11 protein-coding genes are annotated in these 14,034 nt (G+C 48.2%); 7 read left to right on the forward strand and 4 right to left on the reverse strand.

The genetic code is table 11. The annotated features are described in order from the left end of the window. Positions 1 to 115: 115 nt before the first annotated feature. Both H5715_RS00515 and H5715_RS00520 read right to left on the reverse strand, forming a co-directional pair. The gene (locus H5715_RS00515) at positions 116 to 1,711 is read right to left on the reverse strand and encodes a YfbK domain-containing protein (RefSeq protein WP_185906576.1); all 1,596 of its coding nucleotides are present in this window, start codon (positions 1,709 to 1,711) and stop codon (positions 116 to 118) included. Between the two features lie 290 nt (positions 1,712 to 2,001). Further along, the gene (locus H5715_RS00520; protein ID WP_075186082.1) at positions 2,002 to 2,871 is read right to left on the reverse strand and encodes an AraC family transcriptional regulator; all 870 of its coding nucleotides are present in this window, start codon (positions 2,869 to 2,871) and stop codon (positions 2,002 to 2,004) included. Positions 2,872 to 3,013: 142 nt separating this feature from the next. Here H5715_RS00520 and H5715_RS00525 point away from each other — a divergent pair, with 142 nt between their 5' ends. From H5715_RS00525 to H5715_RS00550, 6 genes are all read left to right on the forward strand, one after another. Next, entirely contained in the window at positions 3,014 to 4,174 is a 1,161-nt protein-coding gene (locus tag H5715_RS00525) for an aminotransferase-like domain-containing protein (protein ID WP_075186081.1), read from the forward strand. A 423-nt stretch (positions 4,175 to 4,597) separates the two neighbouring features. Next, positions 4,598 to 5,749, forward strand: a complete 1,152-nt coding sequence (locus H5715_RS00530; protein ID WP_075186080.1) for a hypothetical protein — start codon at positions 4,598 to 4,600, stop codon at positions 5,747 to 5,749. Beyond that, positions 5,746 to 6,468, forward strand: a complete 723-nt coding sequence (locus H5715_RS00535; RefSeq protein WP_139309795.1) for a hypothetical protein — start codon at positions 5,746 to 5,748, stop codon at positions 6,466 to 6,468. The genes H5715_RS00530 and H5715_RS00535 overlap by 4 nt, the downstream gene beginning before the upstream one ends. Before the next feature lie 43 nt (positions 6,469 to 6,511). Further along, positions 6,512 to 6,676, forward strand: coding sequence for a hypothetical protein (locus H5715_RS00540; RefSeq protein WP_185906577.1), 165 nt, complete (start codon positions 6,512 to 6,514; stop codon positions 6,674 to 6,676). Beyond that, on the forward strand, positions 6,673 to 7,398 hold the full coding sequence (locus H5715_RS00545) for a hypothetical protein (protein ID WP_139309794.1): 726 nt from the start codon (positions 6,673 to 6,675) through the stop codon (positions 7,396 to 7,398). Before H5715_RS00540 ends, H5715_RS00545 begins: the two co-directional genes overlap by 4 nt. 437 nt (positions 7,399 to 7,835) lie before the next feature. Further along, the gene (locus tag H5715_RS00550) at positions 7,836 to 8,855 is read left to right on the forward strand and encodes an aldo/keto reductase (protein ID WP_075186077.1); all 1,020 of its coding nucleotides are present in this window, start codon (positions 7,836 to 7,838) and stop codon (positions 8,853 to 8,855) included. A 336-nt stretch (positions 8,856 to 9,191) separates the two neighbouring features. Here H5715_RS00550 and H5715_RS00555 read toward each other — a convergent pair whose 3' ends face one another. Further along, positions 9,192 to 11,549 (reverse strand): beta-propeller domain-containing protein, encoded by a 2,358-nt coding sequence (locus tag H5715_RS00555; protein WP_075186076.1) that lies wholly within the window; start codon positions 11,547 to 11,549, stop codon positions 9,192 to 9,194. 957 nt (positions 11,550 to 12,506) lie between these two features. On the opposite strand from H5715_RS00555, the gene H5715_RS00560 reads away from it, so the two are divergent. Further along, on the forward strand, positions 12,507 to 12,893 hold the full coding sequence (locus H5715_RS00560; protein WP_075186075.1) for a hypothetical protein: 387 nt from the start codon (positions 12,507 to 12,509) through the stop codon (positions 12,891 to 12,893). A 258-nt stretch (positions 12,894 to 13,151) separates the two neighbouring features. Here the strand turns inward: H5715_RS00560 and H5715_RS00565 are convergent, their stop codons facing one another. After that, positions 13,152 to 14,033, reverse strand: a complete 882-nt coding sequence (locus H5715_RS00565; protein ID WP_075186074.1) for a transglutaminase family protein — start codon at positions 14,031 to 14,033, stop codon at positions 13,152 to 13,154. Between the last annotated feature and the right edge of the window lies 1 nt (position 14,034).

Below are 14,034 nucleotides of genomic sequence, written 5' to 3' on the forward strand. Positions count from 1 at the left end.
ACCTTATCTTTATTTCGGTTATGTAATGTCAAGTTTTCGCATATCGCACCTATCCAATTAGGACAGACGCCTACGCAGGCACCTCCGCTTCGGGTCGAAACCAGCCCCATCCAACCTACAAATCCCCACTCTCCTCCACACCCGCCTTCCTAATCAACTGCACAAACTCACTCCTATAACCATACGCATCTTCCCTACGGTTATCCTTAGCAAGTTTCAGGGCATCGTCAAATCCCCAATCACCTACATATTTCCCACCTTTTAATAACTGAGAGAAACCCGCAACCGCCGTGGCAAAATTCACTTCCTGCATTAACTTCGGGTCTACTTCTTTTGTTTCGACAATAGCCTGTTCCATTAACCTCGATTCCGTCTCGCCGGGTAATTTGTAGCGCATTTTCAGGTAGGCCAGTTCGCTGGTTTTTTCGTGGTTATTGGGTTTGGTTGCTTGTTTGTAGCGTAGCTCATCTATTGTGGTATTCGGGGAGTTGGTAAGTGTTATTTCGTAAATGGCGGTAACGGAATGGCCGGAGCCTATATCGCCGGCATCGACTTTGTCGTTTTTAAAATCTTCCCGTTCCAGTTGTCGGGTTTCGTAACCCAGCAGGCGGTATTCTTTTACGGCGGTGGGGTTAAATTCCACTTGCAGTTTTAAGTCGGTGGCAATGGGAAAGAGTGAGGAGGTGGCTTGGTGTACCAGTACTTTTTGGGCTTCGCTCAGGGTATCGATATAGGCGGCTATGCCGTTACCGTTTTGCGCGAGGGTTTGCATTAGCTGGTCTTGGTAGTTGCCCTGGCCAAAGCCGAGTATGGAAAGGTATATACCTTTTTCTCGCTTGCGCTCTACAAAGCCTTTTAACTGCTCCCGGTCGCTAATACCCACGTTAAAGTCGCCGTCGGTGGCGAGCATTATTCGGTTAACGGCGTTGTTGTTAAAATGTTGTTCCGCTAAGGCATAGGCCAGCTGAATTCCCTGGCCACCGGCCGTAGAACCGCCAGCTTCCAGTTTGTTGAGCGCTGCCAGTATTTGGCTTTTATTTTTAACGGCGGTGGGTTCTAGTACTGTGCCTGCCGCGCCCGCGTAAACCACGATGGCTACGGTATCGGTGGGTTTTAGCTGGCTGAGTAGTAATTTAAAAGATTGTTTTACCAGCGGTAATTTGTCGGGTGAATTCATAGAGCCGGAAACATCCAGCAGAAATACCAGATTGCTGTCTGGCGTTTGTTCTGCTTCCAGGCTGTAGCCCTGTACGCCAATATGGATCAAATTTTTGCCTTCGGCCCATGGTGAGTTATGTACCACAACACTGGCTTTAAACGGCTCTTCGGCGGAATGGGGTTGCGGGTAGGCGTAATCAAAATAATTAACCAGCTCTTCTAAACGCACCGCATCTTTTTCGGGCAGGTAACCGGCATTAAGACGGCGGCGAACAAAGCTGTAACTGGCCGTATCGACATCGGCCGAAAAAGTAGAAACCGGTGTTTCGCTAACGAGCGTTATAGGGTTGGCTTTAAAGGTTTCAAAGTCGTTTCGGTTACTGGGTGGAGATTCGCGCCAATTGTCCTCGGCTGTGGCGAAGCTGGCGCGTATGCCCATTACAACGACTTCTTGCTGATCGGTAGAACTGTGCGTGGTGCAGCCCGAAACGGTTAAAACGCTAGTCAGCAGGGCAATGCATGCGAGCGTTTTGGCTGAGTTGAACGTGTCCATATTCTTCCCGTTGCTATTTAATTATTGTTGGCGCGGGCCAGCTGCTTATAGAGCGTCGACATCGAGTCTTTGTGAGCTGGTAATCGATTTAAGCAAAGTTAGCCGACAATGGCTATTCCCATATTTGATTATGCGCAAAGAAAAATGGTTAAGTTCGGTGTAGCGCAATTTCGGTGTGGTATTAGTCGCAAAGCCGGTTGGATGCGTCTGTCCGGTTAGGCGTTTTATAACGTTCAGGCGCACGCCCTTGCTAGGGTAGAAATGCCTGCCGGTTATTTTTCAGTTCTATTTTAGTAAAACGAAACGGGTAAAAACAAAAACACATCGAACCTACCGTTTTCATCCATAAACTGATTCATCTTATATTCAACCCAAGCGGGGGTGGTTTTCAGCTTAAACCCCGAGGTGGGTGCCCACTCCGTCATAATGCGGCTTAAATACGGAATAAACTCGCCATAAATGCCGGTGAGATGAAAGCGCGCGTGAAGCCCTCCGGGAATAATTAGGCTGTTGACTTTGCTGCGTTTAAGCAAAGGTTTGTCTATTTCAATGCAGGCGACATAGCGGCAGTGTTCCAGCGGTATCAGCGCAGGGTTTGAATGCAGTAAGGCGAACTGGTTGTCACCGTTAAATTGATGTTCATAGGCCCACAACAACATTGTTTGCCAGGTTTGTTGAATACCCCTGTTATAACCTTGGTGCCGTATATAGGCTACCCGTTTGGGGTTGGTTTCGATTATTGCTGGGCGTGGCAAAGGGGTGTGTGCAATGCGATTGAAACCGTCGGCGATTTCCGGAACTTGCATAAAATCTGGCTTGGTTGAGGTGGCGTGGTGTTTGCGCCATTCGCCGGGCGACATTCCCATGTGCGCTTTAAATGTGCGAGTAAAGGTAGATAGCGATTTGTAGCCACATTTGAGCGCGATATCAATCACCTTCGAGCTTTGATCAAACATCAGTTGGTTGGCTGCTTGTTCGAGCCGAATGCGGGCAATATAGCGGTGCACCGATTCACCCACCTGCGCCGCAAATACCCGATGAAAATGCTGCTCAGAAAAGGCGGCCACACGCGCCAGATGTTTTGCCGAGAGTTTGGCGGCAATATCGCGATGAATCTCGTAGAGGACATCGTTGATGCGTGAGAGGTTGTTGGTTGACATAGGTTGTATTTTGAACGGAAATAGCACAAATGGATAACTAGATTAGCATAAATGAACAAATAGGTTGCGCGGTAAGGACAAATGGCTTAATCCCAAGCTCGCTATACTGTTGCCAAACTTTTATTCAGAGATGGCGATTACCATGCAGCCAAGCCAGCACATAGAACGACTCCCTTCATCCTATATTCGCGAGATATTACAGGCCGCCACCGCGCCCAACTGCCTTTCGCTCGCCGGAGGTTTGCCCAACGAAGCCTTGTTCCCTTACGAGGTATTGACGCGAACGCTCACGCAATTAGGTGACAACATTCGCAGCCATGCGAGCCTGTTCCAGTATGGTTTAACCCAAGGCTACCCGCCATTGGTGGACTACCTTAAAACGCATTGCCAATTGCCCAGCAACCACGAACTTATGATTACGACGGGTTCTCAGCAAGGGATTGATCTTGTGGCTCGAGGTTTTTTAGCCAAAGGTGATGGGGTTGCGATGGAAGCGCCCAGTTATCTCGGGGCAATACAGGCTTTTTCACTTACCGAGGCCAGCCTTTATGGTGTACTTCAACTGGCCGATGGGCCAGACCTGGAACAGCTTGAAGCTTTGTTTAAACGTGGCAAATGCAAACTGTTCTATGCCGTACCGGATTTTCATAACCCAACGGGTTGCAGCTGGTCGCGAGCCGTGCGTGAACAGGTGGCTACCTTGTGCACCCGCTACGACATACTCTTATTGGAAGACGCACCCTATCGCGATATTCGATTCACGGGAGAAAACCACCCGTTGGTTTCACGTTTTTGCCCGGACCATTCCATTGTGTTGCGCTCCTTCTCGAAAACCACCATGCCCGGCTTACGCCTCGCCAGCATCACCGGCCCGGCGAAATTGTTACAACCCTTAATGCGCATCAAACAGGCTGTCGATCTGCACAGCAATCTGCCCAGCCAGTTTATTTTGTTGCAGGTGTTAAGTGATGCAGGCTACGGCTTGCATCGTCAAACCCTGTGTGAAAGTTATGGCGAGCGTTATCGAAAATTGTGTGAGGAAGTGGATAGGGTTTTATGGCCTTTCGGGATTTATCAGCCGGTGCAAGGTGGGATGTTTTTGTGGTTTAAATTACACAAACTCGATGCCATGCAAGTGGCGGCGCGCTGTTTGGAGCACGGCGTTGCGGTGGTGCCCAGCCCGGTGTTTTATCATCAGCCAGAATTGGTGCAACAGGCCTTGCGGCTTAATTTTAGTCATCTGGGTTTGGATGATATTGGCTTGGCTGTGGAGCGGTTGGGGAGGGTGATGGGTGAAATGTAAGACGGCTAGTTTGTGCATTGGCCTTTGCGATGAGATTGCCTTCTTTCAGATGAAGGCGAGTCGCTTTTTCGATGGTGAAGGGGGTAGATGGGGGTAGATGAATTAGAAAACGTTCATTTAAACACTCGCATTATCAATTAAGTGTTTGCAGGATAGTTATGATCGTGGTGTTTGGTCTGAGGTAAATAGGTGGTTTATGCTTTTTATACTTCGACAGCGGCTGTTAGCGGGGGGGTGTATTGAATAAATGACGAGCGTGTCAACTTTCTACGCTATGCCCACGTAAAGTGGGCGTTTATAATTCTTAGCCGCATTGTAGAGCACGACCTTTAGCATGGGGTGGTGAAATCAGGGCCGGTGGCCGCCAGGGCAGGGCGCGGCACAAGGTGGCTCTACCATTAGATCAAATAGAAGGAACGCATAATGACAAACTCGCCAAGACACGTCACGGATGCCGGTGGCTATATTTACTTCTCTTCGAATACCCAAGGCCAATCTGGCCGACCGATTAAAATTCAAACCAATCTATTCATCGATTTCTTTTGTGCGGTCAATACCGAAACCTATGAAGGCCAAACGGTGATTCGCGATATTGAAAGCCTGCGCGCTAAGCAACCGCTCGAAACCCGCCCCACTGCGGCCATGGGCCCACGTGACGTGGCCAAAGATTCTGCCGCCCACAAAGCACGGCTGAATAGCGTTCGTCGCAATCTTGTGGCCTTTTCGCGTCAGCAGGACATGGTGACGGAGAAGCGCTTGACGACCAAAAATGTTCAAGTGTTTTATCACATAGATCAGCGACCGGGGGATAAATACCAAACCGTCTATATTTCTGAAGTACAGGTGATTCAGGAAGGCGGGGGGGAAACCGGTGGATTATACGATTTAATGCGGTCTGGTATTTCGGCGAAAATGCAGGAATCCAGCAATAGGAACCTTGACGGCCGTAGTGTTTTTGTTAGCGGAGCTAGCGATACTGTTCTCGCGGCCAGAAAAAATGCGTTGGCGTACACGGACAATACTAACCCAGCGTTATTTTTCAGCCCTATGTCCGTTGCCAGTGACTTGCGCCATTGGAAGGCCAGCCGGCTCCAAAAATCCACCCAAAAACTGATTGATGATTTGCAGGGGCTGGTGCGCGAAAACCAGAAGCGCAAATTAACCTGGCTGGTGGAAGGCGAAGGTGCGGCACTGCTCTCTCACGCTTTGGATGGTGTTGCCGGCGACTTAACCAGCCATAGCTTTAAATTTATCAACGCCAAGGGGCAATTAGCGGGGCTGCTGCAAAAACTGGGGCAGCGTAAGGCGCAGCTGAATGGCGAAATGATTCGCTACACCGGTGATCGTGCAGCATTGTTAACGATTGCCAGCCAGAAACAAGATCTTTTAAATCAGCTGGGCAAGTTGCCGGTGCAACCCGGCTACGAAAAAATCACCCGCCGCTATTTAACCGAGCGCGTTGCCGCGTTGGGGGAAATCTCTTCGGCCAAAGCCATTGTTAACCAGCCAGCAACGTTGCGGGGCGGTGGGCAAACGTTTGTCGATGCCCTGCGTGGTGCCTATAAGGGGCTATGATGAATTTCCCAGAATTTATTGTCGGCCCTACCTTTAGCGAAGGGGATATTCTTAGTTTTGTTTTCGATGACGCAGACGTAACGCTGCGCATTCCAAAAATCCATCACAACGACCGCACTATAGATAGTGTGATTGCACAAAAAGATTTTCGAAACGCGGATATGCAAGATTGGGTGAGTTTTGGCGACGAAGGGCGCTGCGATTTAACGTTGGTAACTCAGGACTGGAAATATGAGGATGATATAACGCACGACAATATTGCTTATGTCTTTTTCGAAGTATCCGTTCTGAAGCACGGTAAAGCGGAGACGGAATCATCCTATAGTCTTAATGCGTCCAGCTTTCAGCAACGTTTTATACGTGAAATTCATGATGAGAACCCGGATATTAAAACGGACCCGCGACCCTACTGGCCGACGCAGGAAAATAACTTCTTTTTCAAACCTATAGCACGCGAGATATTGGATGGATTTCAGCTTAAAGCGGACGTGGTAGAGGGGTCGGATAACCCGGCGACTATCGGCTTTTTCTCCCTGGGGCGCGAATACACCTTACGTCTGAATTTACGCCTTATGTCTCTCCACTACCCAGATCGAAAAAACCCCTACAGTAATGAACTTCTAAGAACGGTGGAAGAAGACCTGTTTGAAGATTTACTTAGTCATGTTCAAGTCGATTACAACGCAGAAACCCTTGCGCTAATCGAGAAATTGCGTTGAGGATAGGAACTAAGCTAGTTTAAACCAACAGGAAAATTTGCCCGTGCAGCCTGGCTACGAAAAAATCACCCGCCGCTATTTAACCGAGCGCGTTGCCGCGTTGGGGGAAATCTCTTCGGCCAAAGCCATTGTTAACCAGCCAGCAACGTTGCGGGGCGGCGGGCAAACGTTTGTCGATGCCCTGCGCGGTGCCTATAAGGGGGTATGATGAATTTCCCAGAATTTATTGTCGGCCCGACGTTTAGTGATGGCGATATCCTAAACTTTGTTTTCGATGAAGCTGAAGTAACTCTGCGCATTCCAAAAATACACCATAATGATCGCACCATAGATAGTGTGATTGCACAAAAAGATTTTCGAAACGCGGATATGCAAGATTGGGTGAGTTTTGGCGACGAAGGGCGCTGCGATTTAACGTTGGTAACTCAGGACTGGAAATATGAGGATGATATAACGCACGACAATATTGCTTATGTCTTTTTCGAAGTATCCGTTCTGAAGCACGGTAAAGCGGAAACAGAAGCGCTTTTTAGTCTTAATGCGTCCAGTTTTCCGCAACGTTTTATGCATGAAATCTACGATGACTATGCCGATATTAAAACGGATCCGCGCCCCTACTGGCCGACACAGGAAAATAACTTTTTTTTCAAGCCTATAGCGCGTGAAGTATTGGATGGTTTTCAAGTTAAAGTAGACGTGGTAGAGGGGTCGGATAACCCGGCGACTATCGGTTTTTTCTCCCTGGGGCGCGAATACACCTTGCGCCTAAATTTAAGCCTTGTGTCTCTCCACTACCCGGATCGAAAAAACCCCTACAGTAATGAACTTCTAAGAACCGTGGAGGCAGACCTGTTTGAAGATTTACTTAGTCATGTTCAAGTCGATTACAACGCAGAAACCCTTGCACTTATCGAGAAATTGCGTAGCTGACTTTTGCGCTAAAGTGCGGAAGAGTGTGATGCTTTTTCGTACCTCTTTTCGTCACTCTAATTATGGGTGTTCGCAGGGCTCGCTGGCAATAGCCGTTGGTGAAAAATTAGGCGGTATTGGACTGTGTTTTGAGCAAGCCAGGGAGGCTTTTGTTGAGCCTGGGCATATTTTGACTTGATCAGAGTTTCCTTAACCTAACTTGCTCTACTATATAGTGGTGATTAGCTTTCAGAGCACACGCTTTGCCCAGCCAATACTTTGGTGGGCCATTGTTTCTTTCGTTTATAGGTGTTCATTCGGTTCTGCCGGGGCACTTGAGCGTTGAAGAGGGGGTTAGCAGCCCTTTAGTGACTTTAATAGTTTATTTAGAGTTATATATAAAACATACGATATGTATAGACATGCATATTTAGTGATACCTATTTAGCAGGCCATCCATGATTAAACACGAAACCAACCCCTTGTATCTCGCAGATCCACAACGCTATGACAATATGAGTTATCAGCGCTGCGGCAACAGTGGCATTCTTCTCCCTAAGTTATCGTTAGGGTTATGGCAAAATTTTGGTGCGACTAGCCCGGAAAGTGTATCCCGCGATATTTTGAGAACAGCTTTTGATTTGGGGATTACTCACTTTGATCTCGCAAACAACTATGGCCCTCCCTATGGGGCGGCAGAAGATACTTTTGGCCATATTTTTAAGCAAGATTTTACGCCTTATAGAGATGAGTTGATTATTTCGAGTAAAGCCGGTTACGACATGTGGCCGGGGCCGTATGGGATAGGCGGTTCGCGAAAATATTTGGTGTCGAGCTGTGACCAAAGCTTGAAACGTACCGGGCTGGATTATTTCGATATTTACTATCACCATAATATGGACCCCGATACACCGCTTGAAGAATCTATGTCTGCGCTGGATTTTATTGTTCGATCGGGGCGCGCTCTGTATGTGGGAATATCGAATTACTCGCCCGAGCAAACGTTGAAGGCGATTGCCATTTTGAAAGAGCTTGGCACTCCTTTGCTTGTGCATCAACCGCGATACAATTTATTCGATCGACAAATTGAACAGGGTCTTACCGATGTTTTAATTTCCGAGGGCATTGGTGCCGTCACGTTCTCGCCGCTTGCTCAGGGTTTGCTTACGAATAAATATCTTGATGGCATTCCGAGTGATTCACGGGCAAATAAATCGGAGATTGTGCATTTTAATTCCTCCGATATTACCGATGAAAAACTGGAAAAAATTAGACAGTTGAATGCGCTGGCACAAAAGCGAGACCAAAGCCTTGCGCAAATGTCTCTGGCCTGGATTCTGAATTGCCCTGCCGTCAGTAGCTGTATTGTTGGTGCCAGTAGTTCGGCGCAATTGAAAGATTCTGCCGCGAGCCTTAATAATCTCTCCTTTAGTGCCGAAGAGATCGAAAGCATTAATAATATTGTTGGTTTCGATTAGCGCGGGCTAAACGCTCAATTACCAGCGCAGCTTTGCTGCGCCTGGTACCGTAGGTGCGAAGTTGATAACGTTGTTATGCACTTGCACCTACTATAATCACCTTCACAAATTCTTATCGCGCTTCAGGCTTAATACTAAGGCTTCAAACACCTGTTTTTATTATTTTAAAATTTATTTTGAACATCTGAACTTGTCTTGTATTCGTAAACAGCAATATTTTTATACGCCGCATCGGCATTTTTCATTAGGGAAGGTAATTCATCCCTATTCTTAGCTAAGATTTAGAAAAAAGGGCAACGTTATGTTGCCCTTTGCTTTTAGGGTGTACCGGTAAGGTTACGGTTGCTCGAGGTTTTCAATTAGCGCTGAATGCATTTCGAAACGGTGTAAATAGTAGGCGGCAGCGGCGTCTAGTACGCCTCTGTCATTGGTTATACTACCTACGGAGCTGTTGCTGTCTTCATTATATTGTTCCGCAATTAACACGCCTAAACGAGATAACTCGGCTTCGGCTTGCGCGTTGGTTTCTATTTGATAGACGTACAGGCCGGTGTGTTCCCAGTTATACCATTGATTTAATAGGCTGGCGTCGCCAGTCTCGGGTAGTCGATTATGCATTCGGATGGGCAAGGCAAACCGCATTCCGTATTCATCGTTACGAAAAGTGAACGCACGCGGGTCCGTATTGACTGTTGTTTGCGAGCCGCGCTTACCGATAATTTCGCTACCCAAGCTTCTCAGTATTGTTGGCTCTGAGATATCAAACAGCTCCACTTTAACACCCTGATACCACGTCATTTCCCGCTCTTCATCGTATACCGCATCTTTACCTACGCCAATTAGCAGGTTTTCGCCAACGGGGTGCAGGTATTCAGAGAAACCGGTCGCTTCTATGTCACCGGCTATATACGGATCAAGCGGATCTGAAAGGTCGATTGCATAAAGAGGGTCAACTTTCGCAAAGGTTACGATGTAGGCGTGATCGCCAAAACTGCGCATGGAATAGATGCGCTCACCCGGTTTGCCTATGGCGTCGGGGCGCGCTTCGTTGGGCAGCGTTGCGATTACTTCCAGGCTGCTATCGTTTAGTTCGGACTCCTTAATTAGAACCAACCTGTAAGGCGTTGTTGTGCTTGTATCTTGAGCTGAATACAGCAAACGCAGTACGTCATCTTTTTCGCCGAAGCAATACGGGGCGGGGTCACAGGGAATAGAGCCTTGCAAACGTATGCTGCCACGGTATGCCATGTTCTCGCCTATGGAAAACTTATAAATTTTCATACCGTTGCTGTAGCCATAACCAAAAGCGTAAATCGCGTTTTGTGAGCCGTAGATATCCGACGCGGAGGCGGGCAAACAAACGGAATCAATTTGGCTGGTATCGTCCAGGTTGATTCGAGTAAGAACTACTAAAGAACCCGCGTAGGTATTTGGCTCTTCCGGCCATTCTGGTGTAGCGCAATCATTGGCAGAGAGCAGCGGTACACTGGCACCACTTTCATCGTACATATGGGGTAATAGCTCATCCAGTGAGGAGACATTAACGCGTTCGATATCTTCTTCTTCCGTTCCAGAGACCACAGCGTTGGGGTTAAAGCCCAAGCGGGTCAGGTTGGGGCTATAGCGCATGGCGACATACAGGCTATTGCCGATGCGACGACTGGAGACCAGTGCGCCGTCGAATCGAAGCTTCTCAACGATTTGCATATCGCTAGGCGTATCGACATCTACAATGAAAATTGTGACAGCATTGGATATTTGGTAATAAGGGTAATAGGGGTAATAGCCGTAGCTGCCGTATGATCCAGAAATAGCGTGGGTATTGCTGGCATTGCCGATTACCGCTAGGCGGTTACCCTCGTCAGTTTGCCGCAGGTAAGCGCCGGAGATACGTAGTATGTCATATTCTTGTGGCTGTTCGAGTGAGCCGACTACTTCGGCCGATGCGTTATCAGAATCGGTAATATAGGCTCTAATAGAGACGTCACGCTTTATAAAGCTTGTGTTGATACCGGATGAGCTGGAGGAGGTCGAAGAGTTGGAGTTGGAGCTAGAGCTGGTTGAAGCGTTCGGAATAATGGCTCTGACGACAAAGAGGTGAGTCCCGTCGGATTCGATAATATCGGCTTCATCAACGCCTTCCTCCTGAGCATTGGTAATGTCATTCGCAGCCGAGTCGCGACTGCTTGCCGTGCTGGAGCTGGAAGAGGCTGCAGAGCTAGATGAGCTGGCGTTGGATGAGCTGGAGCTAGATGAGCTGGAGCTGTAAGACCCACTTCGAGCGTCAATATGGTTTAACACACCTTGCTTTAAGTAGGCCACCAATGCGCCTTCATGTGGATTTGTATAGCAGACCGGTGTTTGGAAATCGCCGTCGTGGGCCCCTACGAATCCGAATGATGCGCTTTGGCCGGTATTTAATGCACCATTCCATGTCGCGTTCGTTGCCTCCATGGTGTTGCCTGTCGTCGAAAATTCTATGCCCCATGCATTATTGATAATGGGTTCCTGATTAAAATGCAAGGCAACGGTCCAGTGACTAATAGCGGAATCACCGTTATTGGTAAGAGTCACATTGGCAATATAGCCATTGTTCCACGCATGCGCTTCTACGGAACAGGCTGTTTCAGCATAGGACGTTATATTGAATGTCATTAAAGGAAGGAATAAAGCTAAACCTATTTTTAGATTCATTAGATTGCTCCCGCAAGGAGTAAGTAGTGAGTTAGGTAAAAACTAAATTGCAAACGAAGATGGCTGACACGTAGCGTGTCGAAGTAAGTCAATATTCTAAGTGTTGAGAATGGTGGTGCGAGTTGAGGCGCCAAAAAAATCTAAGCTGGAAAAACATAATTATTATTAAACGTAACCGCTTTGATGGTCACACTTTTATTAAGTTTCTCAGCGATACGTAAGGGTGTCAACCGAAACAGATTCCTCGAAATACGTTTTGACTCTACAGGAATGAAACAAATGCCAGTAAAAAATATGTTGTCTGATTATTCAGTAGAGTGATTGTTGTTGGGAATAAATTACAAATATTTATGGGCTTGGGGCAGGTCTTGTTATCGGTGATAGAGTATTAAACGGTAGCGAGGTAGTGGGTGAGGGAATAAAATTTTAGCGTTAAAGTTGTTGCTTAAAAAGTTTTGTAGATGGGGCGGAAGTGCCTGTCACTTTTATAATGAATAATCGCGTTTTGGATGTGGCGATAGGTTATTTGTTGCTGCACCGCTGCCTCATAAATTGAACGGGGCTATGCATCCGCGGGCCAGAAAAAACCCAAGCGGCCACCGAAATAAACGCATGCGAGAATCCCCAAGCCTGCCAGGCAGCTTGATGGAAACACAAGCTCTTCACTCCCCCCCATTAGTTAACACATTACACTCCCTTATCACACGCTCGAACGCTGCCGAAAAACACTCTGCGTTGCCAGCTCAGCGTTAAAAATGGGCGCTCAAGACTAAGCATTACCTTAAAGAGCCTCCAAATGATTACGGTTACATCCGTGCCAAAAGCTTCCTTAGGCGCCATTTTGTTTCGTCTAAGTGTCAAACTGTGATAAGCCTGAAAATAATCTGCACCTATCCCTGTATATTTTTTAACGCTCGGTATTCGCGAGTACTAAAAAAATAATCAAGGAGAAATGTTATGACGTTAACTAAATTACTATCGAAAACCCTTATCAGTGCTTTGCTTTTCGCAAGCGCGAGCTTTGCCTTAGCCTTCGAATGTGGCGACACCGTCACCACCGCATGTAGCTCGAGTGTAGTGGGAGCCGCACAATATGCCAGCACCCAATGTGGCTCGTGTGGATCGTCGTCTTATAGTGTCGGCGGCGGCTGCTACAAATTTGTATGTAATAGCGGCCCATCAACACCAACCCCCACACCTGCGCCTACACCTCAGCGCGTCGCATATGGGTGCAGCTCTAGCGTTGTTGGTGCCGCCCAGCAAGCCGCCAGCGCCTGCGGAACAACTGGCTATTACACCACCACCACCGACAGCTATTGCTACTCGTTCTACTGCAATCAGTAAAACCGCTAATGCGAAAACAGCATTGAGCCCCGCCGTCCACTAAGGCCCGTAGCTCATGCTGAAATCGCTCACCGGCACCGCATGCAAATACACCGCCTGCGGTGCCACCTCAACAAAAACTCCCGCCCTGCAAACGCTCCATAGAAAACAGCGCCCCTTACAAGAAGGGTTCTCACTATCTGAAGTGTTACGAACTTTTGTTTTTGGGTTTTATGGGACAGTAGTGATGTTGCTGTTTTTTTCTTTGTGCCAGTAGGTTTACCCTAGCCGCGCTACGTCTACCGATACACTCAGTATCGGTTTTTTACCGCCGCCAAAAATGACGCCTTTAAGGGGTGTTACATCGAAGTAATCTCGTCCCCATGCGGTGATTATATGCTGGTCGCTGCAGATTTGGTTGTTGGTTGGGTCGAACTCAAGCCAGCCTTCAAGCGGGGAATATACAGAAACCCAGGCGTGGGATGCGTCGGACCCGACCATTTTTTCCTGTCCGGGTGGCGGTAGGGTTTCGATATAGCCGGAGACGTATTTGGCCGGAATGCCGAGCGCGCGCAGGCAGCCGATCTGTAGATGGGCGAAGTCCTGACAGACGCCTTTTTTTGTGGCTAGGACTTCGGTCAGTGGTGTGGCTATGGTGGTGGCTTCCGGGCTGTAGGTGAATTCGTCGAAGATACGTTTGGTGAGGCTCGCTACGGCAGACAGCAGGGGCCGTTCATCGGCGAAGCTGGGCTTAGCATATTCCAGCAAGGCTTGGTTGGCTTTTACCATGGGCGAGTCGAGTACAAATTCGCGCGCGAGTAGTGTTTCTTCATCTTTCGAATCAAGCAGTAACTGGCGTGCTTCGCGGCAGCTGATGCCGAAATCCAGATTCAGCGCGCCACGTTGCGCAAATACTTCCACATCGCTTTCGCTGGTAATGGTGAGTTTGTCGTGCGGGCGCTGGATTTCAAAATGAAAGGCCTGGTTGCCGAAATAGTCTTCACGGCGCGAGGTGAATGCCGGGTGTGGCGCGACGTTTATCTGGCTGCGTTCGCAAGTCTGGCGAAGGCTGGTACGCGGTACGATGTGCGCGAGGTTGTAGCAGTGGGATACCCGGTCGGCGTACTGGTATTCGGTGATATGGCGAATGCGGTATTTCATA

This window comes from Teredinibacter haidensis (assembly GCF_014211975.1).
Classification (GTDB): domain Bacteria; phylum Pseudomonadota; class Gammaproteobacteria; order Pseudomonadales; family Cellvibrionaceae; genus Teredinibacter; species Teredinibacter haidensis.

What these genes read in the sequence shown, in the direction of transcription:
- H5715_RS00525 (WP_075186081.1), top strand. Translation starts at nt 3,014, where the DNA reads ATGCAGCCAAGCCAGCACATAGAACGACTCCCTTCATCCTATATTCGC.
- H5715_RS00535 (WP_139309795.1), top strand. Translation starts at nt 5,746, where the DNA reads ATGATGAATTTCCCAGAATTTATTGTCGGCCCTACCTTTAGCGAAGGG.
- H5715_RS00565 (WP_075186074.1), bottom strand. Translation starts at nt 14,033, where the DNA reads ATGAAATACCGCATTCGCCATATCACCGAATACCAGTACGCCGACCGG.
- H5715_RS00520 (WP_075186082.1), bottom strand. Translation starts at nt 2,871, where the DNA reads ATGTCAACCAACAACCTCTCACGCATCAACGATGTCCTCTACGAGATT.
- H5715_RS00550 (WP_075186077.1), top strand. Translation starts at nt 7,836, where the DNA reads ATGATTAAACACGAAACCAACCCCTTGTATCTCGCAGATCCACAACGC.
- H5715_RS00530 (WP_075186080.1), top strand. Translation starts at nt 4,598, where the DNA reads ATGACAAACTCGCCAAGACACGTCACGGATGCCGGTGGCTATATTTAC.
- H5715_RS00515 (WP_185906576.1), bottom strand. Translation starts at nt 1,711, where the DNA reads ATGGACACGTTCAACTCAGCCAAAACGCTCGCATGCATTGCCCTGCTG.
- H5715_RS00560 (WP_075186075.1), top strand. Translation starts at nt 12,507, where the DNA reads ATGACGTTAACTAAATTACTATCGAAAACCCTTATCAGTGCTTTGCTT.
- H5715_RS00545 (WP_139309794.1), top strand. Translation starts at nt 6,673, where the DNA reads ATGATGAATTTCCCAGAATTTATTGTCGGCCCGACGTTTAGTGATGGC.
- H5715_RS00555 (WP_075186076.1), bottom strand. Translation starts at nt 11,549, where the DNA reads ATGAATCTAAAAATAGGTTTAGCTTTATTCCTTCCTTTAATGACATTC.